Genomic DNA, 23,553 nt, shown 5'->3' with positions numbered 1-23,553 from the left:
TAGATTCCTGATGAGAGGAGAGAAATCTTTCCTTGATTAATAAAAGATAATATTTGGTTGAAGAAGAATTCAGGAGTCAGAATTCAGAAGTCAGAATGGGCTAAACGCCCCGCTACCGCTAACAGGAGTCAGAATGAAGACGCTCGAATACTCGCTAACGCTGCGCTATCCACTAGTCGCACAAAATTCATGTCTGTTTTCTGGCTCCTGACTCCTGAATTCTGTTTCGGTAAAAAATGCGATCGCTTAATAAATGCTTCGCCAAGCTTTCACCGTTTCTTTGCCAATTTCGCTGTCAACAGTTTGACCTCCTTCCAAGACTAGTCTGATGTCTAAGTTCTCATCTGGAGCATTTTTTAAAGCAGTGGCTAATTCTTGACTGACAGCAAACGTGCCGGTTGACCCGTCTAATTGAAAAACTTTTTCCCTGACCTTGAGCAAAAGTTTATCGACTTTTTTGGTAGTGGCAAACCCAAGAAAGTCAGTTCTGGGATATACATGACCTGCGGTGTAAAAATAAGAACTGGCTTGACCAGAATTTACTGTTATCAATACTCGAATGCTCGAAGGAGTCCACAAACTAATAACTTGCTTTGAACCTCCACGGTATAAATTACCACCTAAATAGTTTCGGTCGAAAACCCCAAGAAACTCTCCTTCAAAAGGGTCAACGATTTTCACGGGTTTCGACCAAGGCACATTCATATCGGGGGACAGTCCTGCTGATTTGACTACTGGCAAATCGTTTGATGCTTGGGCAAGGTTAGCTACTTCTTGAACAGTGAAAGCAGTACAAAGTTCAGGGGAAAGTACAGCCAAGCTAGCCCCAAAAAGAAGAACTGAAATCCTTTGCGGTAACTTCATCATAAGTCAGGAGTAATCCTCAACTAGTTCTTACTGCAAAACCGTTTGCCTCACTTCAATCGGTTCACCCGTCAAGCTAAAAGGGCGAACTTCGGTAATTTTTACCTTTACCAACTGCCCTTTGAGTTCTTGGATATTGCCATTAAAAAAGGTCAAACGATTACCGCCAGTGCGTCCCATCACCTGAGTTTGATCTTTAGGATTTTGGTCTTCTACTAAAACTTCTTCAATGCGTCCAAAGTAACGTTGCGATCGCTCTGCTACTTTCAAGTTTCCCAGATGATTGAGCCTTTGCAGGCGATCGCTTTTAATTTCTTCACTCAGTTGATTATCCCACAACGCGGCTGGTGTCCCTGGACGCGGCGAATATGCTGCTGTATTCAACATATCAAAGCCAATATCTTCTACCAGTTTCAGGGTATTTTCAAACTGTGCTTCTGTTTCCCCAGGAAAACCAACAATTACATCGGCACTAATGGAGGCATCTGGCATATATCGGCGAATGGTATCGATAATCCGACGATATTTTTCATGAGTATAACCCCGCGACATTGCCTTTAACAGTTCATTATCCCCAGATTGAAAGGGAATGTGGAAGTGTTCGCACACCTTGGGCAACTCGGCACAAGCTTGAATTAATCTCTCAGTAAAATAACGGGGGTGGCTAGTAGCAAATCTTAGCCTTTCGATCCCCGGCACATCATGGACGTAATACAGCAAATCTGTAAAGTTGTTCAGATGCCGACCTTCTGGTGTGACTCCAGGTAAATCTCTGCCGTAAGCATCAATATTTTGACCGAGTAGAGTAATTTCTTTGTAACCTTGCCGTCCTAATTCTTCCATTTCAGCCCGGATAGCTGACGGCGTGCGAGATTGTTCGACACCGCGCACATTGGGAACTACGCAATAGGTGCAGCGTTCGTTACAGCCATAAATCACATTCACCCAAGCTGTCACTGTACTATCCCGTCGCGGCTGGGTGATATCTTCAATAATGTGAACTGCTTCGGTTGCGACAACTTGGTTGCCCTCAAATACCGACTCCAACAAATCTTTCAGACGGTTGGCGTGTTGTGGCCCCATTACCAAGTCTAATTCTGGTACTCGCCGTAACAGTGCTTCTCCTTCTTGCTGGGCAACGCAACCAGCAACAATAAGGGTTAAATCAGGCTGCTCATGTTTGCGCTTCGCTTGTCTGCCGAGGTAGGAATATACTTTTTGTTCAGCATTATCCCGAATGGTACAGGTATTGTAGAGAATCACATCTGCATTATTCGGATCTTGGCACCACTCAAAGCCCATGTCTTCCAAAACGCCAGCCATGCGCTCTGAGTCAGCTTTATTCATCTGACAACCGAAAGTAGTAATGTGGTATTGGCGTTTAGAAGTGGTCATGGGCAATTCTGCTGAATCAGCGTAATGTATTTAAGGTTTATTTCTTTTATTCTATAACGCTCTTAACCTGCTTCAGGAGTGCTGACTGCTGAATAAAAACCTCAATAAGTTGCTACCTGCAAGGATTAGCGGTAATGAAATTCGACCTCTTTCTCCAGAATCTTGATATCATATTTCCCAAAGAAATCGTGGCCTAGTAAGCCGATGCTTCCTTTTGGTGCGATCGCAACCTGAAGATTATTGGCTGTCACTCCACCGACTGCTATAGATTTTACCTTACTGGTTGGAAATTCTACTTCGCTACCATCGGCAATTTGGGCTTGCATTGAACCTGTAGCCTGTAGTTCAAGTGTATTCGCCATACCTTGAGTGATAATGGTTCCACTAGCACCTGTATCTACAATCATTTCAAAGGTTTTTTTGTCGTTGAAGGTGACATCAATTACAGGAGTTCCACCAAAGCGGCGTTTGATTGAGACTCGAAAAACTTTGTTATCTGAAGGTGCGGCTATATTACTACTATTGCCACAAAGCCTTCCCAATCCAACGGTTTTGCCAGAGGAGTTTATCATGTAACATGCTCCTGGATCGTCAGCCGTTGCCCGATGAGAGAATGCTAAAAATATCAGCGCCGGCATGAGTGCAATCGCAGCCAGGTTAACGGTCGTATTCCAACGCTTCCAAGCATTATTCATATTATATTATCCTACAATTTTTGTGATATTTTTTAATAGCTAAACTCATCGTAAGTAAGTGGGCGTAAATAATTAAAGGTTTGTAGTGGGTACTTTAGTCCTCTCTTAAGGGCTAAAGCCCTTACTACGAGCTAATTAAATTGAATCTTACATTACTTAATATAGTTTTATTTATTCTTGTCCACTTACTTAATTGCTGCAAAATATGGTATTAAAATCTCAAGTACTTAATCTATAACAGCAACTTTTATTAATTGAAACTAAACAATAATTTTAACTTTTATTGTTTTTGATTACTATAATTTTCTATGATATTCACGCTACTTTTGCGCTTTGCTTAACCCAACCTACAATTTAAAGCCTCTCTCCTTTTAGGAGAGAGGTTTGGAGAGAGGTCAAAATGCATTGCATACAAACGATAACTGCCATAAAACAGCTTTTTATATATGTGTTTCATCAGATAAAATTGCATCTCTACTCAATACATTCTACCTATAATTACTGATTATAAATTAAAGATTAGGTAAAGACATGATAAAACTACTTAGAGCATATTAAATCTGGCATAATAAAGCAGGAGTCAGAATTCAGAATTCAGAATTCAGAATACTCTACCCATAAACTCCAGGTTTTAAGGCAAGAATATTTTAATTTTTTCGCGCCACTTGCGGGCAAGGTTTTAAACCAATATTCATTACCCAGTTGGACTCCAATTCAATTCTGAATTCTGACTCCTGAGTTCTGAATTCTTCTTATAAAAAGTCATATCAGAGCAATTTGTTAGCTTACTCAAGGTTTGCTGCTGCATTTACAGCAGTTGCGATCGCATTTTTCACAGCAATATCTCTTTGTTCCAAAATGATATTTTCACCATCTGTACGCGAAGCAACTACACCGCAAATAGCTGCTGCTGCAAAATTATACACTCCTGCCATTTTGAACAGTGTGCCGGATTCCATCTCGTAATTCAAGATATTCAAGCGCCGATATTCTTCTGTGATGCCATGCAGCGATCGCATTAAATATGGATTTGCTGAATCAGTGCGTTCTTGTCCTTCGTAAAAAGTATCAACTGATGCCGTAATTCCGATGTAATGTTCAATCTCTAATTCTCGTGCGGCTTTAACTAAAGCGACTGTCAAAAAAGGATCGGCTGCGGCTGGATACTCCACAGGTGCAATGTCATAAGCTGCACCTTGACGACACAATGCTGCACTGCTAATAACAACGCTACCAACTGGTATATAAGCTTGAATGGAACCGCAAGTGCCAATGCGAATAATTTGCCGGATTCCCACTTGTACCAACTCATTGACCACAATACTTAATGAAGGCGCACCCATACCACTAGTAGCTGATAAGATGGTGCGACCATTCGGTAAGTATCCCACATAGCTATTGAGTCCGCGATTTTCTGACAACACGCGTACATCTTGTAAATAAGTTTGGGTAATTAGACGCGATCGCTCTGGATCGCCAGATAATAGAGCAATGCTGGGAGGCGATGAACCTAAATCATCTTGCCCAAAACCAATGTGATAAAAACGTTTATTTGCCATTACGCTGCGCTATCTGTTTCCTACTGTGACCAAAGCGAACTTGGGTTTAAGACCCCCACCAAATTGAAAATTTGGGGCTACTTATTCAGGTGGGGTTTCAATTCCCAACTGAGGTCAAACCTCCTGCCTCCTGCCTCCTGCCTCCTGCCTCCTCCTGCCTCCTGCCTCCTTCAACGTCTCTTACCACTCCCATCGACCGATGTCAGGTGCCGAACCGGAGTAAGCAAGTCCTACATAAGTTCCTCTATCCACCACAAGACTGCGTGACGAAGCCGCCTTGTAGTAAGAGTTCCAACGGTCGCCCGTGCTTGTAAATCTTGGATCACCCTGGATGTTTGTCGCATTAACCGCGAATTGGATCTGCCAACTCGGCTTTGCTGAGTTCGTATTTCTGCGGAGATTATTAGTGAAAGCAATGTTCTTACCTCCTTGCACATCGTCTCCTTGAGAGTTCAAGAACACATTATTTTTGATCGATATCCTGTCTGCGGAGTCGAGTTGTAGACTATTCCCTAAGTTATCGAACACATTGTTGTGAATATTGATGTTGGAAGCTGAATCGGGAATGAAGATGGCAGCACTTTTCCCGAAACTAAATTGAACTTTACGAGCAACATTGGCGAAAATATTATTGTGGATGTTGATGTCGTAATTTTCTATACTTCCGCCCCATGCTTTCCCTCCCCAGATCGCAATACCGAAGCCCTTATCCTGAAAGTAGGAGTTGGATATCTCGACTCCGCTCAAGGCAACTTCGATTGACTCCTTAACACTCTGTCCGTCAATATCTTTTATTCGGACATTTCGCATCTTGAGATTACTTGGGTGTTTAGCTGTCGGCTGGTATTCATTGATTACTGAATGATTGACCATCGATAACCACGTATTACAGGTAATGTTGTAGATTTCGTTTCCATAACTCAAATTCCAAAGTTCAATGGAAGCATCCTCGCTCCACTGGGAATCAACTTCTGGAACCTGGATGTCACAATCGTGAATCTTCACGTTACGTAGATGACCTACATGCATGAACTTTATGCCGTATCCTTTATTTTCTCGGATAGTAATGTTGTAGATGTTGGCACCATCTAGCCCTCCAAGTCTCAGGTTCCCGGTAGATCCTCCCGATACCCAATCCGCTGCGGAGTTGATAAATGTGCAATCATGTATCGTTGTGTTTTTCATCCACTTTCCCTCTGGAAGCGGCACGAACCACCACATATCGCCACGAGTAAAAACTGCACCACTGTGCTGGAAATCTTTGAATGTGACATTATGCACAGTCACGTTGTTACGATTTTCTACCCAGATGCCGGCTTTAATGGTTTTGCCGTTCCCGTCTATGGTGAAGCCGCCTAACGTCTGATTACCATCTGTTGCCCCAATCATCTCCGAAGGAGATCCGTACCGAGGGCTTGAGCCGGAGTAGCTAGGCGAGACAAGCTGAATAATACTTCCATGATGCAAAAGACTCCAGTTGCTACTACCTGTGTTTACTCCTGGAGCAGGAATTGCACCGTTGCTAGTGATAGTCACCCTTGATTCACCTGCTCCCTCGATATTCACTCCCGGCGGAAGTACCATCGCTTCCGTCTCCCTATAAACACCTGGGTTCAAATAAATCGTGTAGTTTTTATTCGGTTGAACTCGTTTTGCTGCATATGCCAACGTCCTCAATGGCTTTCCTAGCGATCCATCGCCTTTAGTGTCGCTTCCCGTGGGAGACACATAGACGTATAAGCTCGTGGTAGGTTGGGTAGCCGCGACTTTAAGATTAGTCCTTTGACCATCCTTCTCCCTAAACAAATAGAAAAGGTTGAAATTACTACTATTAGGAGGAATCTTAAAAATCAGGTCTTTATCATTTGTGCCTCCCCCGTAACTCGTACCGTAAAGGTTACTATCGCTGCTTTCTACAGATATTGCCTCTGAAGTCGAACCATCGGACTTATTACTGCTATTAAACGAGTGAATAACGGTAGGTGTAATGTTATCGATCGCAGGAGTTTTTTGCGTAGTTACTAACTGGGTTGTGACTACAGCTACGAAAACTATAGTAGTTAAAGCTGCATAGGAAAGAAGGGAGCGTAGAGTCTTTATCATTACTCAAAGGAGGGAAAGACGATGGACGCAAGGGAACAGATAAATGAGGAAAGAATGACAAGAAAAAGAATAGAAGGATTTCTACTGTAAGAAGTACTGCCGCGTGGAATTCTTCCTCGTCTTTGGAAGGAGGAAGTAAAGCTAATTGGAAATTTTTATCCAGTACCTATGGATAGATAAACTGTAAAAAACCTACCATTCTATCTTTCACCTGAGTATTAAGATTTATTCGCCTAAATTTAACGTGAATTCGGGTTAAGAAGGTTAATTTAACGTTAATTAGCGAAAACAACGCAATTAAATTTGCAGATATCAAAATAAATCAACAGTAAAATCAGGGTTATCAACTGTTTGTCAGGCCCACGAAAAACCTAACCCCCTTCCCGATGCGGGAAGGGGGAAAATTCAAAGTATTTCTCCTTTTAGGCTACGGTGTACACACATCTTGGTAATGAAGCGCAAACCCTGGATTTACCCCCCTTAATCCCCCCTTGGAAAGGGGGGAAATACCCGGTTCTCCCCCAAGGCATCGGGGGAGTTAGAGCTTTCAAGGGTAGGTATTTAAAAATCAGGCAGTAGAGAGGGTGATTTGAGAGACATGGAGTTGTGGAGTCAAGGAAGGCCAAGGTTCAGGGAAAAAGCTACCTTGAGGTAGGGGAAGACGATTAAGAACGGCAGCCTTAATCACTAAAAATCCACGACGGAAACATGAGAGACAACGATGGAAGACACTATTTTTCAAATTGCGTCGTGCAACGTGGGTTTGTGGTAATTCGTCTAAACTACTAATAGGCAAATTGGCATCAATAGCACCTCCAACACTAACCTGCCATAAAGTAGCGATTGCGATCGCTAACCAATGTCTCTCGGCTCGTTTGGTATCTGTCATTTTAGTTTGATGCCAAGCAAAACCACCTCTTTTACCGTCTTTAAATAGACATTCAATCCAAGAGCGCATCGAATACCAACAAGCATCCGCAACTTCGGGTTGTAAATCGGTGAGAATTAACCAAGGTTCGGCATAGCCCTCGTCATGACGGGCTAACAATGTACATTCAATCGGGTTACTTTTGAAACAAGTTACCAATGACTCAAATGACTGACCAACTTCTCGAACAAGAGTATTTAGAGGTAGCCAAGAAACAGTACCTTTAATTTGAAACTGCCCCTGAAGGTTAATCCGCATAAAAGGATGCCAACCACAGTTCAAGATTTGTTGATACAACCACTCAGCATAAAGCCCTCTATCTGTGGTGACAATTACAAACCAATCTGGTGGTACAGTTTTGTCTATATGGCGAAATAATTCTTCCCAGTGAGGTTTCCAACTTCCAGGAATGGTAGCTTCAACTATTTTCCAGGCAATTGGAATTCCACAGCCACGGTAAACAATGCTAATTGCTAATACAGTAAAGCGATCGCTTAAAGTTGAAGCATCTGCTGCCAATGCTAGACGTTTTTCACCTTTAGGCCAAAGACTTAGAATCCAAGATAGTAGTGGACTAAAACAAGATGTCACATCCAATGAAGTTCGACCAGTTTTTGTTTTATCTTCTGCGTCTCGATACCATTCCCGCAGTTGCTGACGTATAGTATTCTCCTTTTTACCCAGTAGTTCTGCTAAAAATACTGAAACCGTTGTCAGTCCACTTGATTGGGTCATTACTATCCCAAAAGTCCACATTGCCAGTACAACAGCTTGAGGTTTTGTGAGATTTGGCATTTTTTCAATTACTTTTCTAGTCCATTCTCTTAATTCCTCGCTTTTTCCTACTTGCATTCACCCTCCTGCACCCGTAGTAATTCTGCTGATAAAAGCTAGATAGTATTTTACCTGCAAAAATACGCCTTTATTAAATACCTACCCTTGAAAGGGGAGTTAGAGGGGGTGAGATGGATTTGTGTGTACACCGTAGCCTTTTAGGAGAGAGGTTTTCCAGATAGCGTGAAAAGCCAGAACGGTTTTTCTGTATTATCAGCCTTGTCTTTTCTTTGTAGTACAAATATAATACAAACTATATCACCACTTGGGTGGTGACTGTTTGTCGCTTGAACAAAAGGAAATTTTATGATTCCCCGAACACGCATCCGAAATATTGGTATTTCTGCCCACATTGACTCTGGTAAAACTACGCTGTCAGAGCGAATTCTCTTCTACACGGGCAGAATCCACGCTATTGAGGAAGTGCGGGGAGGCGGTAAGGGTGCAACGATGGATTTTATGCCAGAAGAAAAGCTGCATGGTATAACCATCACTTCCGCTGCTACCACCTGCCAGTGGCACGATACTCAAATTAACCTGATTGATACACCTGGACACGTAGATTTTACGATTGAAGTAGAACGCGCTCTAAGAGTATTGGATGGGGCGGTGATGGTGCTGTGTGCTGTGGCGGGTGTGCAGTCCCAATCAATTACGGTGGATCGGCAAATGAAGCGCTACCGTGTGCCGCGTTTGGCGTTCATCAACAAAATGGATCGGACGGGGGCAGACCCATTTCGCGTAGTACAGGGAATACGCGATCGCTTGCAACTAAATGCAGTATTGATCCAGTATCCTATCGGCAGTGAAGACCAATTCCAGGGAGTAATTGACCTGGTGGAAATGACTGCTGACTACTTTGAGGGTGAAAACGGGGAAAACTTCGTGAAAAAGGCAATTCCCGAACCTCTTAGGGATGAAGCGCAACAGGCACGCGACAAGCTGTTAGATACTTTGTCGCTGTTCTCAGAATCGATGACCGAGATGTTGTTGGCGGGTGAGGAGATTCCTAAAGAATTAATTTGGGAAACCATCCGACAAGCAACTTTGAGTCTAGAATTCACGCCTGTACTGCTGGGTTCGGCATTCAAAAATAAAGGAGTACAAAACTTATTGGATGCAGTTACGCTCTATCTACCATCTCCCGTAGATAGGGAAGTCGTCAAGGGACTAGGGACTGGGGATTGGGGACTGGGAACTAGGACAAGCAATTCCCAATCCCCAGTACCCAGTACCCAATCCCTGATCGCTCTTTCCCCTAACCCCAATGCTTCCTTGGTGGCATTGGCATTTAAACTCACCGTTGAATCCTTTGGGCAGTTGACCTATACCCGGATTTACTCTGGGACGCTCAAACCCGGTGATACCGTCTACAACTCGCGGACTGAACAGCGGGTGCAAATTGGTCGCTTGGTGAGAATGCACGCCAATAAGCGAGAAGAGGTAAAAGTTGCCGTTGCTGGGGATATTGTGGCTCTGTTGGGTGTGGATTGTGCTTCTGGTGATACATTCTGTTCTGGGGAACCACTGGTATCTCTAGAGAAGATGTTTGTGCCGGAACCAGTGATTACGCTGGTGATTACGCCCAAAAAACAGGAAGATAGCGATCGCCTTTCCAAAGCACTCAATCGCTTTCAAAGGGAAGACCCTACCTTCCGGTTGAGCATCGATCCCGAATCAGGAGCAACTCTAATTTCTGGGATGGGCGAACTCCACTTGGAAATTTACCTGGAGCGCATCCAACGAGAATATAATGCCGAGGTCTACGTCGGTACTCCCGCCGTGGCGTACCGGGAAACCATTGGACAACAAGCTACCTTTGACTACCGATTCAAGAAACAGTCAGGCGGCCCTGGTCAGTACGCCCATATTACTGGGTGGATTGAACCCACAGACGAACCGTTTGTCTTTGAGAATCGAGTGGTTGGGGGTGCGATTCCCAAAGAATATATCCCGGCGTGCGAGAAGGGTTTCCGTGAGGCGATGCAATCAGGAAAGCTGCAAGGCTATCCGGTAACTGGGGTGAAAGTCGTTTTGGATGGTGGTTCATATCACCCAATTGACTCTTCAGAGTTGGCTTTCCGGTCAGCATCTCATCAAGCAATTGAGGGTGCGATCGCTAAAGCAAAACCCTACATCCTGGAACCCATCATGCTTGTAGAAGTGGAAACACCCCACGAGTTCATGGGAAGGATTCAGGGGGACTTATCCTCGCGTCGGGCTTTGTTGTTAGGTTCCGAGACAATGCAGGGATACACGGTGATTCGGGCAGAAGTACCGCTAGCGCGAATGTTTGGGTATTCTACAGAATTGCGATCGCTTACTTCTGGTATGGCTACTTTTACAATGGAGTTTGCCTGCTATCGCCAGTCCTAGCATCTTGAAGTAGCTTTTAGGGACACAGTTAGGCTGTGTCCCTTTCAATTATTAGGAGGTTTTTGTGCCTATTTTGAGAACTTTGCAACCTGGAGATGAAGTATCACTGGAAGCATTTCTCTTACAACACACCGATACTTCTATGTTTTTGCGCTCTAATTGGCGAGCTGCGGGACTGCTTGACCAAGGTGCAAGATTTCAAGGAACTTATATAGCAGCCTACATAGATGAAACTATAGTGGCAGTTGCAGCCCATTTTTGGAATGGGATGATCGTAGTCCAAGCCCCTGTACATCTGCCAGAAGTGGTACAAGCAGTTGTGGCACAATCTGGACGTGTCATCTCTGGAATTAGTGGCCCAGCAGCACAAGTTGAAGCGACAAAAAGCATTTTGGGACTTAGCAACCGACCAACTCAGCTTGATGAGGCTGAGATATTGTTTTCTCTAGCACTGGGAGATTTGCAAATACCTCAAGCCTTAGTATCAGCAAAGGTGCAGTGTCGTTTACCATATCCAGAAGAGTTGGAATTACTTAGCGAGTGGTGCGTTACTTATAATGTGGAAGCTTTAGGAAAAACCGATACTCCCAGTTTAAGACCTGATTGCGATCGCATAATTGAGGCACGTCAAGCTACGGCTATGCATTGGGTTTTGGTAGCAGGAGATACCCCAGTTGCTTACTCTGCTTTCAATGCTAGCTTACCTAATATTGTGCAAATTGGTGGAGTCTGGACACCGCCAGGGCTGCGGGGTAAAGGCTACGCCAAAAGTGTGGTAGCAGGTTCATTGTTAGATGCGCGATCGCAAGGAGTAAAACGTGCCATCCTGTTTACAGGTGATAATAACCAAGCAGCCCAAGCAGTTTATCGAGGAATTGGCTTTTTGCCTACTGGCGAGAAGTATGGCTTAGTCTTATTTAAAGTAATAAGCAATAAGTAATGGGTATTACTCATTACTCATTACTCATGACTCATTACTCATGACTCATTTATTTTTTCTGGATTTGCTGGAATTGATTTTGTAGTCTCTACTGAATTGATTGTAATACTTGAATTATGAGCCAGTATCGTTTCAAACAGTCATTCTCTGATGATCCCAGCTTAAGCGATAAGCTTTTTGACTTGATGGAAGTCACATTTCCCGGACTCAGCAGTTTAGCAGAATGTGCAAGAAAACTAGGTGCATCCTGGGAAACAGCTTCAACTCCGTTTATGCGCTTTCATGATGATATAGCGATTACCCATGTGGGAGTGTTACAAATTCCCATGCAAATTATGGGACAAAGGCTCACTGTCGGAGGAGTTCATGGAGTAGCTACCCGTGCAGAGTATCGCCGGAGAGGGTATTACCGGGAAGTGATGGAGGAAGTGCTAGGGTATTGCGATCGCGATCGCCTTTACGAAACCCTGGTACTGACGACACCACAACCAGAGTTTTACTTACCTTTTGGCTTTCGTGTTGTCGAAGAACACATCTTTAAAGTTAAGTGTTACCCCACAAGTAGCACTGATAGCTTCAGAATACTGGATTTTACCAATACTAAAGATTACACATTGCTACATAGACTTTTAGAAACACGCATTCCTGTCTCTAATATAGTTGGCGTAGTCAACGAAAAACCTGTGTTCTGTGTCAATGAAGGAAGTCGTCCCTTATATTATGCAGAAGATTTAGATTTAATCGCCTGTATGGAGATAGAAGATAACCGACTTCATCTTTTCGATTTAGTGACAACGCAGATATGGCCTTTAAAGAATATTATTAGTAAGATAACTCAACCCATTGAAGAAGCGGTGATTTACTTTAGTCCAGAACTTCTGGATGTCAAAGATGTGCAAGCATTCACCCATACTTTTGATGAAACTGTGCTGATGGTTCGCGGCAAATTTGCGGCGGAGGGCGAGAAATTTATGCTATCCCGTTCTGCAAGGTGTTGAGTCACTCAAAAACAATTGAATCATAATAGAATTGAGAGTTTCATCATTAGGATTGCTTTATGATGTATCAAACTGACCCGCCGCGATCGCCAAAAGATGTATTGCCGACCATGTATGATCTTCCCAGTGAAGACCCAGAGGAGCCTGGTTTGCCCGATCAGTTTCATTTATTGCAACCTCGTCTGTTAGACGAAACCTTTCGTCCACCAAATTATCCTAGCGACGAGATATTTGTTGCTAGCGATCTAAATCTTTATTATGACCCGCGCCATCCACTGTGGCATAAACGACCAGATTGGTTTGCCGTTTTAGGTGTTTCCCGTCTCTACGAACAACGAGATTTACGCTTAAGTTATGTCCTTTGGCAAGAGGGAGTTCAGCCTTTTATTGTGGTTGAATTGCTGTCTCCCGGAACTGAAAAGGAAGACTTAGGGCAGACATTGCGAGATGTCAAGCAACCACCAGGAAAATGGGAAGTATATGAACGGATTCTACGTGTTCCTTATTATGTAGTATTTGATCGGTACAAATATAAATTAAGGGTGTTTAAATTAGACGGTGGTCGTTATGCTGAGATAACACTGTCAGAGTCGCGCTTCTGGATACCAGAACTAGAACTAGGCTTGGGTGTCTGGCAGGGACGCTATCAAAATGTAGAACAGCCTTGGTTACGGTGGTATGATTGGACAGGCTGCTGGGTATTGACTTCTACAGAACAAGAAAGTCAACGGGCTGAACAAGAAAGTCAACGAGCTGAACAAGAAAGACTACGGGCCGAACGGTTGATTGCACAATTGCGATCGCTAGGCGTTGAACCCGATATAGATTAGCTTTTTGCCTGCCTTATAGCCCTGCAAACCACTCATAGCCCTGATCTTCCCAATATCCTTTAGTAGGTAACAAATTGCTGACGAATGTAATTTGAGTTACCCACTTGCTTTGCTTGTAACCTAGTTTAATTGGAGATGCTAGGCGCATAGGCGCACCATTATCAACTGATAAGGGTTGTCCATTTTTTTGATAAGCCATGAGAGTTTGAGGATGTATAACAGAGGCAATATCCCAGCTTTCATAATAGCCATCAGCAGATTTGAAATAGACATAGCGGACGTTTGACTTAGGCTGTACCAGCGCTACTAAATCTCGTAATCGCACACCTCCCCATTGAACGATCGCAGCCCAGCCCTCAACACAGACGTGGCGAATCACCATTGAAGTCAAGGGAAGTTTTTGAATATCTGCCATACTCAATTGCATTGCATTATTGACCTCACCATCAATTATTAAGCGAAATTGTGCTGGATCAATTTGCGGAGTGAAGTCAAAGGTATTAACCAGCAATTTGTCTGCTTCTATGGCATTGATAGGAAATTCAGGTATGGGTTTTTGAGTTAGCAGGAGTGCTTCAAGACTTTGGTTTAGTGGCTCAGAGATTTGCCGTACATTATCTGAGAACAAATTTGTCCCACAGCCACCTAGAAGAAAGCTTACCCCTGAAAGTCCAGATAGTTGAAGTAACCGACGACGGGATAGGGTATGTTTGGGAAGAATCAGACTCATAGATTTACAGTCCGCTAGCGATCATTAAGATAATACTGCTGTCTCACATAGCTTGAGTAGAAAAATGGAGCGAAACGACGGTATATGTGTCCGTCGAAGAAAAATGAGTTCAGGTTAAAAAATTACCACGAATGAAGCGCTCGTAACTGTGGCGTTTTTTTCACTTGATGGGCTTCCATGCGTGTTAGAACATCATCCAGAATGGCGATCGCTTCCGAAATAAACGGCCCTTTATTTAACATCACACACTCAGCACGTTCAGCCATTGCGGCGTCGGTCATCTCTCCCCGCGAAGGTGTGCCATCTTTTACCAAACTCTCTAGTACTTGAGTTGCCCAAATAACAGGAACATGAGCCGCTTCGCAAAGCCAGAGAATTTCTTCCTGGATCTCTGCTAAACGCTGGTATCCAATTTCAACGGCTAAATCACCTCTGGCGATCATGACACCAAATGATTGCTTCCCCGCTGCGTAGATGATTAATTCTGGCAGATTGGAAACTGCGATCGCAGTTTCAATTTTTGCCACGATCGCCGGTCGGCTTAATCGTCCCTCAGAGCGCTTGTCCAATTCTTGTTGAAGTAACTCAATATCGGCAGGATGTTGTACAAAAGAGTAACCAATAATATCTGCGTGAGTGGCCACAAAATCTAGGTCGGATAAATCTTTTTCAGTCAGTGGGCTAAGAGGTAAGACTGTTTCTGGGAAATTCAATCCCTTTCCAGGTCTGAGTTTAACTCCTTTTGGGCTAGCATGAGTCACTTGTAGTAAAAGTCGCGGTTGTCCATCGGGTAATGAGTACTGGGTGTCAACTACGCGAGTCCGAATTTTGCCATCGTCGATATATACGGGGGTGTCAACAGTTAACAAATCGAGAATTTCGGGAACCGTACACCAAGTTTGGAAATGCTCTACGGATGATGGGATGAACTCTCCTGTCTCTGACTCATTTCCGAGTTCAGGCTCACATCGCGACAGCAGAATATGATCTCCTTTAAATACCCGTTTTTTATGAAGTGGTGCAAGTACCTGTCCTATGCGGATTTTCACACCAGCTAAGTCCATCATGACTTTACAAGGCATTCCCATTTCCTGTGTTGCTTGACGGATATGGTCGATCATCCGCTCCCAAGATTCGGTTGTATCATGAGCGCAGTTAATTCGCACACAGTTTGCCCCGCGTTGTATAATTTCTCGCACCATCTTGTAGTCAGTGGCGGACTCAGTGGGTAGTGTTACCATAATCCTGACCCGACGCTGGTCTGGAGACTGACCAAATAATTCTTCGGTGTGCTGTTGTAGTAAGCGATCGCCCTCAAAAAAGAACTCGATAGGTGGACGGTTAAGGTGCTGGGAAGACTCGGAGCCGCAAATAACTTCCAAGGTGGTAATGACAGCATCAAGATTGGGCATCACCCGTGCTTCAATCCGTCCTAATGAGGATAAGCCCCAAGGCATTAGTGCAGCTTGGAGGGAGCGAAGATCGTACCGACGTAAAGCTAGATATTCAGCTAAATTCAAGGCACTAGAAAGAAACTCAGGACGCTGAATGTGCGATCGCCACTGGTTAAAGGTCGCTTGTCCTTCGCTTTCAACGTTCTGGCGAAGTTCTTGCAGAATTGATAGCAAATCTTGTGGACTTGATAGATTAAGAAGTGTGCCCAACGGCTGAGTTCCTCGACCATGCTGATGCAGAATGGGCTGACTGCTCGGTATCTTAGCATTCGAGTTTGAAGTTGCAAACTGCATAAAAGTCTTTCTAGTTACCCTAGTGAATAAACGCAACTTAGTATGATAAGCAATGTCTTCATTGCACTGATGGTTTTATCACTAGACCCAAAAGACCACATCACCTAATAGACAGAGTTTCCGAACAAACATATCTCTGACTGGCTATCCTGAACTTTGGAACATTTAGTGCAATCATCCGAAGTAAGACTTGATATGCAATGCCTACAACGGCAAGCTACGCAATCCAATTTCTTAGTGTAATATTTTGTTTTGAAGAATATCTGCCCTTTGTGATCCTGATATTAATCTATGGAAAACAGAGAAACAAAGGGAATTTTAAGCAAATCTTGGGAATATCTTGTGAATATCTTGGGAATATTCATGCAAATCTGATTATCACATCAGCGCTAACTAGCAATTAGGGTGGGCGCTATTACCCACCCTCCCACTCTAACTTGCTACTGCCTCAGCAGGAGCTGCTTCAACAGCAGTTATGGGTAAATAAACACTAACTTTTTTACGGGTTTTGCCCTTTCTCTCAAACATTACAACACCGTCGATTAGAGCAAACAGAGTGTCATCGCTACCAATACCGACGTTGTTACCAGGGTGGAATTTAGTACCACGCTGACGCACGAGAATGTTTCCTGCACGCACAACTTGACCGCCATAACGCTTTACACCCAGACGTTGAGCATTAGAATCACGACCGTTGCGTGTACTACCTGTTCCTTTCTTATGAGCCATGATTTCCTCTTTTGTATCTTCTTCTTAATTATTATTATTCAACAACAGTTTCAACTTCTTCGGCAGGAGTCTCATCTAAAACGGGGGTTTCCTTCTCCGCTTCACCTTGGGCAGCAAACACTGCACCGTTAAGGGTGATGGAGTCAATCATAAGTCTGGTAATTTCCTGACGATGCCCCCGCTTTTTGCGGGTTTTCTTTTTCGGCTTCATTTTGTATACCAGGACTTTACGACCTCTGTAATGTCGCATTACAGTCCCTTCTACAGTCGCACCTGTCACTAGTGGCTGTCCAATGGTGACTTCACCATCGTGCTGCACGAGTAATACAGCGTCTATTGTAACTTTTTCGTCTGGTTCGATCGCAAGCAGTTCAATATCATAAAACCGTCCTGGCTCTACTCGTATTTGTTTGCCGCCAGTTTCAATAATCGCGTAGGTCATGGAATTGTCCTTGAGGTTGCCGTACAGGTAGCTGGTTTTTATCTCTGTAGAGACGCTTTTGCCAGCCTTTGTAATATGTCTACCTGATCCGAGCAGGAATTAGACAGACAATCTAACATACTATTTTATTCACAGGTATTAAGTCAAGCTTTAATAAGCTTTTTGGATTTGGCATCGGCGTCTGGTCAGCAAAGAGGACAAGGAAACTCTTGAGATGGAGGGAGAAGGGAAAACCCAATATCTAAAATTTTAAAAGTCAGAATAAATGCTTTTTAGATAAAAATTACTACTATCTTAGGGCTGAATTTTGCAAAAAGTAACATTATTTTTAACTTAAAAGTTATACTTTCTTGTCAAAATCAACACATTTTTCTTCTTTATTTTAAAATTGTAATTAGATGCTAAATCTATAAAATCTTTACATCTTTACAAAAGTTAGTGAATCCCCAGGAATTAAATTACCACATTCAAACCTGATATTTCAAACAGGAGATGGATTGTCATGACACAGCAAAATGCTGCCCGACTTTTTCAAGCCGTAAAAGCAGATCAAGCATTACAACAAAAACTCAAAGCAACAGCTAATCCAGAAGCATTTATCAAGATTGCTCAAGAGCGTGGCTATGATTTCACCGTTGAAGAACTGGATAGCGAAATCAACAAATTATCTGAAGAAGATTTAGCCGCCATTGTCAATCCAGGATGGGGGACTAGACGCCACCTTAATCCTAGATAATTCCTGTTCTGGGAATATCGAAAGTATAGGAACAACTGAATTGACAAATTATGCTCCTCAAGGAGATACCGTTGCATCATCACCTTTAGGAGCATTTCTGTTAAACCAAGTAACTCGAATTGCTATCTTCCCACCTGCTTAACTCATGAGTTAGGATGACTATATTTTAATCAGGTGATATGAAAAGAATAGAAGTTGAGCAAAGAACTATTTTAATTGGTTTGGCAGGTAGTCACGGCTATGGTTTAAATCGTCCTGATTCAGACTTGGATTATCGGGGAGTATTTATCGCGCCCAAAAGGTACTACTTGGGATTTGATCGCATAGAACAAAAAGATACTGGTTGGGATGAACCAGGAATATTTCCATTCGTTGATGGTAATAAAGACACAGTTATATATGAATTAAGAAAAATCCTCCAGTTATTAGCGGGTGCAAATCCCAATGTTTTAGAATTGCTCTGGTTAAATAACTATCCTTTTTTAAACACAGTAGGACAGAATTTAATTAATCATAAACAGTTATTTTTGAGTAAAAAGGTAAAACATACTTACACTGGTTATGCCTTTGCCCAAATTAAAAAGATGGAAACTCATCGTAAGTGGCTATTAAAACCACCGCAAAAAAAACCAATACCATCTGACTTCGCTATAGAAGACGAAGCACCTCTGAGCAAAGATGAGCTAAATGCTTTTCTGGAGTATCTTTATAACTTAATCAGAGGACGGATTGAGTTTTTGGAAGAAGCAGAACAATTATATCAATTGCTGACAGCAGATATTGATTTTAAAGGAGTCTTAAAACAATATACTTTACCCGATGAGACTTTGGAATATACCCAAAAGTTAACCAATAGCCGTAAAGATTTTATTCGTCTGCTTCAGAAAAGCCAAAGCTATCAAATAGCTTTAAGAGAATGGAAGGCTTACTTATCTTGGCAGGAGAATAGGAATCCGGCTAGGGCAGAAATGGAAAGAAAATCGGGTTTTGACCTCAAACATGGGATGCACTGCATTAGATTGTTACGCAGTGGAGTAGAAATATTACGGCACGGTGAAGTGATTGTAGATAGAAGAATAGCTGGTGATGTTGAGGATTTAAAAGCTATTTTAAAGGGTGAGTATTCTTATGAGCAGGTAATGAAAATGGCAGAAGATTTGGTTGCCGAAATGGAAATTGTTTGCGAACAATCTGCCCTACCTCATAAACCTGATTTGGAGCAAATTAATGAGTTGTGTATGGAATTGGTGGAAATGCAAAAATGGAATCATTAGTCATTAGTCATTGGTCTATTGGTGTTTATAACTCAACACAGTTCAGAATGAGCAACAAAACCCTCATGTAGAGACGCGATTTATCGCGTCTTCAAAGACCAATTACCTACACCAATAAACCTTAACCCAAGCGTATTGAGTTATCCAATACGCTTGGGTTAGCGCCAAAAATCTTGAAATCTGTAAGTTGGGTTGAGGAATGAAACCCAACATTTTCGGGGCTTTGTTGGGTTGCGCTTTGCTTAACCAAACTTACAATTTTCCTTAACTCAACCGTATTGGCTTATAACTAACAAATAACAAAGGACAAATAACAAATGACTAATTTTAAAGAGTGTACATTAAGTCAGCAAAGCCATAGAGGCTGATGATGAGCAATAGAGATGCTGTTAGTTGGGTAATTCGTGTCTGGGGTGAGGGGGCGATCGCTTCCCGCACTAAGATAGAAATAGATGACCCCACTAATAAGCTCAGGCATAAGATTAAATACGGCCTGTCGGGTAAAATACTGCCTATTGCCAGCATAGCGATCGCTAATAAGAGCATCAATAACTCTACAAACCTGGGCGGATCGTATTGGCTAGATAGAATAAAGCTGTTGAACCAAAAAGACCAAAATCTCATATTCAGTGCTGAGTGCTAAGTGCTGAGTTAAGAGTTAGGAGTTGTGATTTATAGTCAGTGCTGATTGAGGAATTAAAGTTGTGAGATATGAAGCAGCTTTCCATTCAAAACTCTTAACTATTAATTCTTCATCGGAGGCGGAGCGTTTCCGGCTCCGCTCCTAACTTTTAACCTCTAGCTCCTAACTTTTGACCTGTGCCGTTCTTTTGTGCAGTATCACTTTCTGGTAGTTCGACGCCAAAAACACGGCTAAAAACTTTGGCGACTTTATAGCCAGAATCAATCGATTCTAAGGGGTCTTTCCGCAGTCGGTGACGCAAGCATAGCGTAATTACGCGATGGATATCATCAACTGTAACTTCAGTGCGTCCTTCATAAGCTGTTAAGGCTTTGGCGGCGCGGTTACTAACAATGTCACCCCGCAAACCATCTACATCCAGTTCTGAGCAGACTTCAGAAATTTTCACCCGTAGATCATAGTCCATGTTCACTTTTGGCAAAAGCTGTTGAGCATTGACAATTTGCTGTTGTAATGCTTCTTGCTGGGGTTTGTAGTTTTCGAGAAATGCTGGAGGATTTTGATCAAAATCCGCCCGTTGTTCTACAATTTGCACCCGCAAAGCCGGTTCCTTTACTGTGTGAATTTCTGCGTGCATCCCAAAGCGATCGAGCAATTGGGGGCGTAGTTCACCTTCTTCTGGATTTCCAGAACCCACAAGAACGAAACGTGCTGGGTGACGTATAGAAATACCTTCCCGTTCTACAGTGTTCCATCCACTGGCAGCGGAGTCGAGTAACACATCTACAAGGTGGTCGTCTAGTAAGTTGACTTCATCCACATAGAGAATGCCTCGGTTAGCCTTTGCCAGTAGTCCCGGTTCAAAAGCTTTGACACCTTCAGATAAAGCTTTCTCGATATCGATTGTGCCACAAACTCGGTCTTCTGTGGCTCCTAGTGGCAGGTCTACCATTTGGACTTTTTTGTGAGCTACAGGAATTTCCGCCCCTTGTTCTAACAGTTGGCGGACTTCATCGCTCATTAAGTCGGGGTCGCTAGGATCACTACTGAAGGGATCATTGGCAACCACAGAAATTTCTGGCAGCAGATCCGCCAGCGCCCGGATAGTTGTGGATTTCCCGGTGCCGCGATCGCCCATAATCATTACACCCCCGATTTTGGGGTCAATCACGTTCAATAGCAGCGCCAGTTTCATTTCTTCCTGGCCCACTATTGCCGTAAAAGGAAATACTACGCGACGCGCACTTGCCGTGGATTGAGCAGTTGGACTCACTAAATTACCTTAACAATATTTTTCTTATTACAGTTCTTTATTGTGACACAGGTAGGGCATGGGGGAATGTGAAGATCGGGAGCAGGGGAGGCAGGGGAGCAGGGGAGGCAAGGAAAGATAAAGGAGAAAATTTTACCTTGTACCCCTTCCTTATCTCTTCCCTCATACCCAATGCCCCATGCCCAATTCCCTATTCCCAATTCCCCATACCAATATCTATTGGGCACAAATGCTTATTAGCTGCGTCAACTATCTTAATTTGTCTGCTTTAGTTTTTCTGGTGCAAAAGTTCCATAAGCAGGGAACGAACAACTACCAACTCATCAATCCTGTAGTAAGCATAAATACTTGTAAACTATATGGTTAGTAGATTCAATCATAAAAACGAGCAATGGCGTGTGTGGGTAGCTAATGCATCATTCAAATCTATGAAATCACCTTTTATTGTTCAAATTTGGCGGCGAGCGCTCAAGTCTCTTTTTCCGATTCTCATTTTAATATCCTTTGTTACGGTATTACTGGTAGACAGTTTCACTCCTGCCATCGCACAGATACCCCGTCAGGAAATTCGCGGGGTTTGGATGACTACTAATGATTTTGACACCCTCAAGAATCGCGCCAAAGTGCAGGATGCGGTAACTCAACTGCGGCGGATGAACTTCAATACAGTTTATCCGGTGGTATGGAATTCTGGGTATGTGATGTATCCCAGTGCGATCGCGCAACGTGCAGGTATTCAACCTTTTGTCTACAAAGGTTCAGATGGACATGATATTCTTGCAGACCTGATTACTCAAGCACATCGCCAAGGATTGCTAGTAATTCCCTGGTTTGAGTTTGGTTTTATGGCTCCCCCAACCTCGGAACTTGCACTGAATTATCCAGATTGGTTCACACAAAAGCGGGATGGTAGCCAAACTTCAATCAGTGCAGCGGGTGAGGTGATGTGGCTTAATCCCTTCCATCCCCAAGTGCAACAGTTCATCACCAATCTTGTGCTGGAAACTGTTACTCAATATGATGCCGATGGCATTCAGTTTGACGATCACATGAGTTTGCCTCACGAGTTTGGTTACGACCAATATACGGTTGCTTTATACACCAAAGAAACTAAGAATCCTCCCCCAACTAATCCTCAAGATCAGGCATGGATAAAGTGGCGGGCAGATAAAATTACGGCGTTCATGGTACAACTTAACCAAGCGGTAAAGCAGAGAAAACCCCAGGCGATTTTCTCCGTTTCTCCCAATTACTATGATTTTGCTTACAAGTTTCACCTGCAAGATTGGCTAAGTTGGATGCGACAAAATATTGTGGACGAGTTAATTGTGCAAATTTATCGTCCCGATCTGCAAAGTTTTGTGGCAAATATTTCCCGCCCAGAAATTCAGGAAGCGCAACAAACAATTCCAACTGGAATTGGCATTATGACCGGGTTACGAAATAACCCAGTTCCCATGCAGCAAATTAAATCTCAAGTGCGTGCTGCTCAAGAACGCGGTTTAGGCGTAACCTTCTTTTATTATGAAAGCCTTTGGAATGATGCTTTAGAACCCTTAAACGAGCGACAAGCTGGATTTGAAACTCTCTTTCCATCTCCCGCACTCCGCGCCAGAGTTGATTGAAGAAGCAAGTTCGTAGTAAGGACTTTAGTCCTGATTTTCTAAGCACTATAGTCCTTACTACAAACTCTCAAAACTAGCTGAGACATTGTAGTAGTGCGATCACCTGTAATTCTAAAAGGTATAATCCATCATTCGCCAGCCTGTACTCACTCTCCACTCCCTACTCCTAACTCAGCATGACAATCTTCTACCGAAGTGCGTTGTCGCATGGCATTAACTAAAGCCTCGTAGCTAGACCAATTTTCTTGCAGTAGAGTTTTTGCCTGGAGGGTATGAAACCGTAGTTTCTGCTGATAAGCTGATTCAGAAAAGCCTAAAATTGTCAAGACTCCTATCAGTTTGTTTTTATCATCAGATCCACCCTCAGCATTATTAAAAACTAGGGTTTCAGCAGCAATACCCGCCATCCAAACAGTGCAGTAGCGGTCTAGCATTTGGGCACTAATTTTACCTGCTTCTAGTTGAGATGCTAATTCGCCATCATCAAAGCTAACGCCGCCTTGCCCAGGTTGCCCCTGTTTCCAGGCTTCCCAAGCGCTGAGTGTGTAGCCGGTAACGGGAATACCCAACAGGTAAGCAACTAAGAAATGCCCAGCTTCGTGGTGGACGATGCGATCGCGGTGTTCACTTGAAAAACCAGCTATCCAATCCAAAAAGATAGTACCACCCTTGCCTTGCAAGCTGAAACTATCTAATGTCGCTATGCCTAAGATGGTGAAGGTAGCAAGTGCCGGTACTGCCGGTGATAAGTTTAAGAACGGCCCCAGCAGTACCGATAGGGTCATGAGAAAGATAGATATTGCAACTAAATTTAGGCTAGTTTGGCTCATT

Annotated in this window: 20 protein-coding genes; 7 read left to right on the top strand and 13 right to left on the bottom strand. The window is 43.2% G+C overall.

Annotated features, from left to right (window positions below; translation table 11 throughout):
• Positions 1–246: 246 nt before the first annotated feature.
• From RRG12_RS21560 to RRG12_RS21535, 6 genes are all read right to left on the bottom strand, one after another.
• A complete protein-coding gene (locus tag RRG12_RS21560) occupies positions 247–867 on the bottom strand; it encodes a hypothetical protein (protein ID WP_420758793.1) in 621 nt (206 codons plus the stop codon).
• 27 nt (positions 868–894) lie between these two features.
• Positions 895–2,259: a tRNA (N6-isopentenyl adenosine(37)-C2)-methylthiotransferase MiaB gene (gene miaB, locus RRG12_RS21555; protein WP_420758794.1), complete on the bottom strand. Its 1,365-nt coding sequence runs from the start codon at positions 2,257–2,259 to the stop codon at positions 895–897.
• Between the two features lie 125 nt (positions 2,260–2,384).
• The gene (locus RRG12_RS21550) at positions 2,385–2,954 is read right to left on the bottom strand and encodes a retropepsin-like aspartic protease family protein (protein ID WP_420758795.1); all 570 of its coding nucleotides are present in this window, start codon (positions 2,952–2,954) and stop codon (positions 2,385–2,387) included.
• Positions 2,955–3,739: 785 nt separating this feature from the next.
• Positions 3,740–4,513, bottom strand: coding sequence for a nucleoside phosphorylase (locus tag RRG12_RS21545; RefSeq protein WP_420758796.1), 774 nt, complete (start codon positions 4,511–4,513; stop codon positions 3,740–3,742).
• A 180-nt stretch (positions 4,514–4,693) separates the two neighbouring features.
• On the bottom strand, positions 4,694–6,616 hold the full coding sequence (locus RRG12_RS21540; protein WP_420758797.1) for a hypothetical protein: 1,923 nt from the start codon (positions 6,614–6,616) through the stop codon (positions 4,694–4,696).
• A gap of 568 nt (positions 6,617–7,184) precedes the next feature.
• Entirely contained in the window at positions 7,185–8,396 is a 1,212-nt protein-coding gene (locus RRG12_RS21535; RefSeq protein WP_420758009.1) for an endonuclease, read from the bottom strand.
• Positions 8,397–8,684: 288 nt separating this feature from the next.
• Here RRG12_RS21535 and fusA point away from each other — a divergent pair, with 288 nt between their 5' ends.
• The 4 genes from fusA to RRG12_RS21515 all read left to right on the top strand — a co-directional run bounded on the left by fusA (position 8,685) and on the right by RRG12_RS21515 (position 13,522).
• Positions 8,685–10,754, top strand: coding sequence for an elongation factor G (gene fusA, locus RRG12_RS21530; RefSeq protein WP_420758798.1), 2,070 nt, complete (start codon positions 8,685–8,687; stop codon positions 10,752–10,754).
• Between the two features lie 64 nt (positions 10,755–10,818).
• Complete coding sequence (locus RRG12_RS21525; protein WP_420758799.1) at positions 10,819–11,694, top strand: GNAT family N-acetyltransferase; 876 nt, start codon at positions 10,819–10,821, stop codon at positions 11,692–11,694.
• A gap of 116 nt (positions 11,695–11,810) precedes the next feature.
• The gene (locus RRG12_RS21520) at positions 11,811–12,692 is read left to right on the top strand and encodes a GNAT family N-acetyltransferase (protein ID WP_420758800.1); all 882 of its coding nucleotides are present in this window, start codon (positions 11,811–11,813) and stop codon (positions 12,690–12,692) included.
• Positions 12,693–12,754: 62 nt separating this feature from the next.
• Complete coding sequence (locus RRG12_RS21515) at positions 12,755–13,522, top strand: Uma2 family endonuclease (RefSeq protein ID WP_420758831.1); 768 nt, start codon at positions 12,755–12,757, stop codon at positions 13,520–13,522.
• 13 nt (positions 13,523–13,535) lie between these two features.
• On the opposite strand, the gene RRG12_RS21510 is transcribed toward RRG12_RS21515, so the two are convergent.
• The 4 genes from RRG12_RS21510 to rplU form a co-directional block, all read right to left on the bottom strand.
• The gene (locus RRG12_RS21510) at positions 13,536–14,252 is read right to left on the bottom strand and encodes a molybdopterin-dependent oxidoreductase (protein ID WP_420758801.1); all 717 of its coding nucleotides are present in this window, start codon (positions 14,250–14,252) and stop codon (positions 13,536–13,538) included.
• A gap of 122 nt (positions 14,253–14,374) precedes the next feature.
• Complete coding sequence (locus tag RRG12_RS21505; RefSeq protein WP_420758802.1) at positions 14,375–16,000, bottom strand: pyruvate kinase; 1,626 nt, start codon at positions 15,998–16,000, stop codon at positions 14,375–14,377.
• 432 nt (positions 16,001–16,432) lie between these two features.
• Complete coding sequence (gene rpmA / locus RRG12_RS21500; RefSeq protein WP_069071599.1) at positions 16,433–16,729, bottom strand: 50S ribosomal protein L27; 297 nt, start codon at positions 16,727–16,729, stop codon at positions 16,433–16,435.
• A gap of 34 nt (positions 16,730–16,763) precedes the next feature.
• On the bottom strand, positions 16,764–17,171 hold the full coding sequence (gene rplU / locus RRG12_RS21495) for a 50S ribosomal protein L21 (protein WP_420758803.1): 408 nt from the start codon (positions 17,169–17,171) through the stop codon (positions 16,764–16,766).
• Between the two features lie 502 nt (positions 17,172–17,673).
• Between rplU and RRG12_RS21490 the strand changes: the two genes are divergently transcribed.
• Together RRG12_RS21490 and RRG12_RS21485 are read left to right on the top strand one after the other, a co-directional pair.
• The gene (locus tag RRG12_RS21490; RefSeq protein WP_069071597.1) at positions 17,674–17,907 is read left to right on the top strand and encodes a Nif11-like leader peptide family natural product precursor; all 234 of its coding nucleotides are present in this window, start codon (positions 17,674–17,676) and stop codon (positions 17,905–17,907) included.
• A gap of 179 nt (positions 17,908–18,086) precedes the next feature.
• Positions 18,087–19,181 (top strand): DNA polymerase beta superfamily protein, encoded by a 1,095-nt coding sequence (locus RRG12_RS21485; protein WP_420758804.1) that lies wholly within the window; start codon positions 18,087–18,089, stop codon positions 19,179–19,181.
• 327 nt (positions 19,182–19,508) lie between these two features.
• Here RRG12_RS21485 and RRG12_RS21480 read toward each other — a convergent pair whose 3' ends face one another.
• Both RRG12_RS21480 and bchI read right to left on the bottom strand, forming a co-directional pair.
• Entirely contained in the window at positions 19,509–19,805 is a 297-nt protein-coding gene (locus tag RRG12_RS21480) for a hypothetical protein (RefSeq protein WP_069071595.1), read from the bottom strand.
• 167 nt (positions 19,806–19,972) lie between these two features.
• Positions 19,973–21,097 (bottom strand): magnesium chelatase ATPase subunit I, encoded by a 1,125-nt coding sequence (gene bchI / locus RRG12_RS21475; protein ID WP_420758805.1) that lies wholly within the window; start codon positions 21,095–21,097, stop codon positions 19,973–19,975.
• A 359-nt stretch (positions 21,098–21,456) separates the two neighbouring features.
• Between bchI and RRG12_RS21470 the strand changes: the two genes are divergently transcribed.
• Positions 21,457–22,722, top strand: coding sequence for a glycoside hydrolase family 10 protein (locus tag RRG12_RS21470; RefSeq protein WP_420758806.1), 1,266 nt, complete (start codon positions 21,457–21,459; stop codon positions 22,720–22,722).
• A 146-nt stretch (positions 22,723–22,868) separates the two neighbouring features.
• On the opposite strand, the gene RRG12_RS21465 is transcribed toward RRG12_RS21470, so the two are convergent.
• A complete protein-coding gene (locus RRG12_RS21465) occupies positions 22,869–23,552 on the bottom strand; it encodes an ATP-dependent Zn protease (RefSeq protein WP_420758807.1) in 684 nt (227 codons plus the stop codon).
• Between the last annotated feature and the right edge of the window lies 1 nt (position 23,553).

It is taken from the genome of Nostoc sp. CALU 546, assembly GCF_048836525.1.
Note: the sequence above shows the minus strand (reverse complement) of the source record. Positions and strands in the feature narration are given on the sequence as shown.

Excerpts from the sequence above, each read along its gene's own strand:
- RRG12_RS21560 (WP_420758793.1), bottom strand. The coding sequence starts at position 867 with ATGATGAAGTTACCGCAAAGGATTTCAGTTCTTCTTTTTGGGGCTAGC.
- miaB (WP_420758794.1), bottom strand. The coding sequence starts at position 2,259 with ATGACCACTTCTAAACGCCAATACCACATTACTACTTTCGGTTGTCAG.
- RRG12_RS21550 (WP_420758795.1), bottom strand. The coding sequence starts at position 2,954 with ATGAATAATGCTTGGAAGCGTTGGAATACGACCGTTAACCTGGCTGCG.
- RRG12_RS21545 (WP_420758796.1), bottom strand. The coding sequence starts at position 4,513 with ATGGCAAATAAACGTTTTTATCACATTGGTTTTGGGCAAGATGATTTA.
- RRG12_RS21540 (WP_420758797.1), bottom strand. The coding sequence starts at position 6,616 with ATGATAAAGACTCTACGCTCCCTTCTTTCCTATGCAGCTTTAACTACT.
- RRG12_RS21535 (WP_420758009.1), bottom strand. The coding sequence starts at position 8,396 with ATGCAAGTAGGAAAAAGCGAGGAATTAAGAGAATGGACTAGAAAAGTA.
- fusA (WP_420758798.1), top strand. The coding sequence starts at position 8,685 with ATGATTCCCCGAACACGCATCCGAAATATTGGTATTTCTGCCCACATT.
- RRG12_RS21520 (WP_420758800.1), top strand. The coding sequence starts at position 11,811 with ATGAGCCAGTATCGTTTCAAACAGTCATTCTCTGATGATCCCAGCTTA.
- RRG12_RS21515 (WP_420758831.1), top strand. The coding sequence starts at position 12,755 with ATGTATCAAACTGACCCGCCGCGATCGCCAAAAGATGTATTGCCGACC.
- RRG12_RS21510 (WP_420758801.1), bottom strand. The coding sequence starts at position 14,252 with ATGAGTCTGATTCTTCCCAAACATACCCTATCCCGTCGTCGGTTACTT.
- RRG12_RS21505 (WP_420758802.1), bottom strand. The coding sequence starts at position 16,000 with ATGCAGTTTGCAACTTCAAACTCGAATGCTAAGATACCGAGCAGTCAG.
- rpmA (WP_069071599.1), bottom strand. The coding sequence starts at position 16,729 with ATGGCTCATAAGAAAGGAACAGGTAGTACACGCAACGGTCGTGATTCT.
- rplU (WP_420758803.1), bottom strand. The coding sequence starts at position 17,171 with ATGACCTACGCGATTATTGAAACTGGCGGCAAACAAATACGAGTAGAG.
- RRG12_RS21490 (WP_069071597.1), top strand. The coding sequence starts at position 17,674 with ATGACACAGCAAAATGCTGCCCGACTTTTTCAAGCCGTAAAAGCAGAT.
- RRG12_RS21485 (WP_420758804.1), top strand. The coding sequence starts at position 18,087 with ATGAAAAGAATAGAAGTTGAGCAAAGAACTATTTTAATTGGTTTGGCA.
- RRG12_RS21480 (WP_069071595.1), bottom strand. The coding sequence starts at position 19,805 with ATGAGATTTTGGTCTTTTTGGTTCAACAGCTTTATTCTATCTAGCCAA.
- RRG12_RS21470 (WP_420758806.1), top strand. The coding sequence starts at position 21,457 with ATGGTTAGTAGATTCAATCATAAAAACGAGCAATGGCGTGTGTGGGTA.
- RRG12_RS21465 (WP_420758807.1), bottom strand. The coding sequence starts at position 23,552 with ATGAGCCAAACTAGCCTAAATTTAGTTGCAATATCTATCTTTCTCATG.